The organism is Microcystis sp. M53598_WE2 (genome assembly GCF_030067735.1).
Taxonomy (GTDB): domain Bacteria; phylum Cyanobacteriota; class Cyanobacteriia; order Cyanobacteriales; family Microcystaceae; genus Microcystis; species Microcystis aeruginosa.
The window spans coordinates 1-3,337 of sequence record NZ_JASJFE010001031.1; the positions used below are offsets into that span (position 1 = coordinate 1).

A 3,337-nucleotide genomic window follows, 5' to 3' on the forward strand; every position below is an offset into this window, starting at 1 on the left:
CAACAAATCAAAGAAACAAGCGGGAAATCTTTGTAAGAGTTGATAGAAAATACTGTCAGTTTTCACACAATTAAACTCAAAAAGAGGCCTCTAGTTTAGCAGAAGTTTTTTATTGTGTTCTTCAGTAAGCTCCTGTTTTTGAGCAATTGGGATGACGACTGTTACCCAACACCATCGGAACCAAGATTAAATAGGGTATGATGGAGGTTGGATAGATTTTCTCCTATACTTTCTCCCCAAGTATGACAATCGGGGAAAGCTGGAACGGTGGCACACCATAAATCATCCTCTTGCCAAACAATAACTTTAATATTCATCTTTAACTTTTTTTGTCCTTATACGTCGAAGTAATGATCGATATCAATTGGGAACCATTCCCCATCTAATACCTGTTCGAGGGAGAAAGGAGGCTCTAGAGGAATCGCGTCGCCAGTGACTGCTTTCGCTTGTATTAAAGTTTTCCGAGCGTTCGAGTAGGCTTTTTGAAAATAATCCCGTGCGTGGTTGGTGAGAGTAGTAGTTTCTAGCCACTCTCCTAGTTGAGTTCGGAAACTGGCGATTTCTCCTACCCAGTGACAGACGTTGCGTTCTCGCTCCCGTTCCGATTTGTGATAGGCTAACTTAAACAGGTGTTCGATAAGCCGGGTTAATAAACTCTCTACAGCCCGTCTGTCACTTTTCCCCATGCACTCCACTTCCTCGATCAGATTTTCCCAGTCCACGTCATCAAACTTTTTTAGCTTTAAAAGTTCGGCGGTTTTTGAAGCCCAGAGAACAAAATCCTGATCGTATAAGGCTTTCATTGATAAAGCTGTTTCTACTGCCATAGTTTCGTTCCAACTGATGATAAAACTATGTCTTTAGCTTAACTTTACTAGCGCAAACCTTTTAACTTTTTTGTCTTTTACTAAGCATTGTAACTCGATCTCATCAGACGTTATACAATGAATGTTGTCCCTCGATCGCATTGTCCCATGACTACCCCCTTCACTGCCGCAGAAATTGCCTCAGAAGGCATCAAACCCGAAGAATACGAAGAAATAGTCAAAAGACTGGGAAGACACCCCAACAAAGCCGAATTAGGAATGTTTGGCGTGATGTGGTCGGAACACTGCTGTTATAAAAACTCCCGGCCGCTGCTCAAACAATTCCCCACCACCGGCGAAAAAATTCTCGTCGGTCCGGGGGAAAATGCTGGAGTAGTGGATTTAGGCGATGGATTGCGATTAGCCTTTAAAATCGAGTCCCATAATCATCCTTCTGCGGTGGAACCCGTACAAGGTGCCGCTACTGGAGTCGGAGGCATCCTGCGGGATATTTTTACCATGGGGGCCCGTCCCATTGCTATCCTCAACTCCCTCCGTTTTGGTAACTTGGAAGATGCCCGCAATCGTCGCATTTTTGCCGGAGTCGTGGAAGGAATAAGTCATTATGGCAATAGTGTCGGCGTTGCCACGGTGGGCGGTGAGATATACTTTGATAATGCCTACAATGGCAATCCCCTCGTTAATGCCATGGCTTTAGGGCTAATGGAAACCGAGGAAATCGTCAAATCTGGGGCAAAAGGTCTAGGAAACCCAGTTTTATACGTTGGTTCTACCACCGGCCGCGACGGTATGGGAGGGGCGAGTTTTGCCAGCGCCGAATTAACCGATAAATCTATGGATGACCGGCCCGCGGTGCAAGTGGGCGACCCTTTTCTGGAAAAATCCCTGATAGAAGCTTGTTTAGAGGCATTTAAGACCGGCGCGGTGGTGGCGGCCCAGGATATGGGGGCTGCCGGGATCACCTGTTCTACCTCCGAGATGGCGGCCAAGGGAGGGGTGGGAATTGAATTAGATCTCGATAAAATCCCCGTCCGGGAAACCGGGATGGTCCCCTACGAATATCTGCTGTCGGAATCCCAAGAAAGAATGTTATTTGTGGCAGCATCGGGACGAGAAGGCGAATTAATCGAGATTTTCCATCGTTGGGGACTTCAGGCTGTGGTCGCTGGCCAGGTAATTGCAGAACCGATCGTCCGTATATTATTTAAAGGGGAAATTGCCGCCGAAATTCCTGCCACGGCCCTGGCGGATAATACTCCGATTTATCATCGGGAATTACTGGCAGAACCGCCAGAATACGCCCAAAAAGCTCAATTATGGCAAGATAGCACGATTCCTATTCCCGAATCCTATAACGAGATTTTATTAAAACTACTGGATAGTCCCTCGATTGCCTCAAAACGCTGGGTTTATCGTCAATATGATCATCAAGTCCAGAATAACACCGTTATTCTCCCCGGTGGAGCCGATGCGGCCGTGATTCGCGTGCGTCCTCTGGGTGCTAATCCCGCAAATTCTCGGCGAGGTGTAGCGGCGACTACAGATTGTAATCCGCGATACGTTTATCTTGATCCCTATAACGGAGCTAAGTTGGCCGTGGCGGAAGCGGCCAGAAACCTTAGCTGTGTTGGGGCTGACCCCATTGCTGTCACGGATAATCTCAATTTCGGAAGTCCAGAGAATTCAATCGGTTATTGGCAATTAGCCACTGCTTGTCAGGGTATTGCTGAAGCTTGTCGGGAAATGAATACACCGGTGACTGGGGGTAATGTCTCTTTGTACAACGAAACCGTTGATGCAGCTGGCAGCCCCCAGTCTATTTATCCGACTCCCGTGATTGGTATGGTGGGATTAGTGCCGGATATCGGGCAAATTTGCGGGCAAGGTTGGCAAAAAGCGGGGGATTTAATCTATCTTTTGGGTTTCTCCTTGCCAACTATCGGCGCATCGGAATATTTAGCCGTTATTCACGGTTTGGTGACGGGAAAACCGCCGGTAATTGATTTTGAATTAGAAAGAAAGGTACAAGCGGCCTGTCGTCGAGGAATCCGCGCCGGTTGGGTGAAATCTGCCCACGATTGCGCGGAGGGAGGTTTAGCCACTGCTCTGGCAGAATGCTGTATTAGTGGCCAATTAGGGGCGGAAATTGACCTTTCTTGGCAGCATCAGGGCCGTTTTGACGCGGTGTTATTCGGAGAATTAGCTAGTTGCATTATCGTCTCCGTTTCCTCCGAAAATCGGCAAGATTGGGAAGAATACCTAAAGACACAATTAGGAGACTATTGGCAAATAACTGGCAAAGTTAGCGAAAAAAGCGAGAATCTTCGGATTTTTGACCGGGATAAACAACCGGCGATCGATGTTAGTCTAGAAACTATACAGCAAGTTTGGTCAAAAGCGATCGAAAGAAGGCTTTAGGGAAGGAAACAGGAGTCGGTCGTCGGGAGTGAGGAAATGGGGAAATGGGGAAATGGGGAATTTCAGCTAAAACCCTAACACCCTAACACCCC

The 3,337-nt window shown here is 47.3% G+C and carries 3 protein-coding genes; 1 reads left to right on the forward strand and 2 read right to left on the reverse strand.

The window, feature by feature from the left end:
* Positions 1–161 precede the first annotated feature (161 nt).
* Together PX636_RS22970 and PX636_RS21190 are read right to left on the reverse strand one after the other, a co-directional pair.
* Positions 162–317 (reverse strand): type II toxin-antitoxin system HicB family antitoxin, encoded by a 156-nt coding sequence (locus tag PX636_RS22970; protein WP_369800415.1) that lies wholly within the window; start codon positions 315–317, stop codon positions 162–164.
* 18 nt (positions 318–335) lie between these two features.
* Positions 336–827 (reverse strand): DUF29 domain-containing protein, encoded by a 492-nt coding sequence (locus PX636_RS21190; RefSeq protein WP_288118725.1) that lies wholly within the window; start codon positions 825–827, stop codon positions 336–338.
* A 147-nt stretch (positions 828–974) separates the two neighbouring features.
* Between PX636_RS21190 and purL the strand changes: the two genes are divergently transcribed.
* Positions 975–3,245 (forward strand): phosphoribosylformylglycinamidine synthase subunit PurL, encoded by a 2,271-nt coding sequence (gene purL, locus PX636_RS21195; RefSeq protein WP_288118726.1) that lies wholly within the window; start codon positions 975–977, stop codon positions 3,243–3,245.
* Positions 3,246–3,337: the final 92 nt, after the last annotated feature.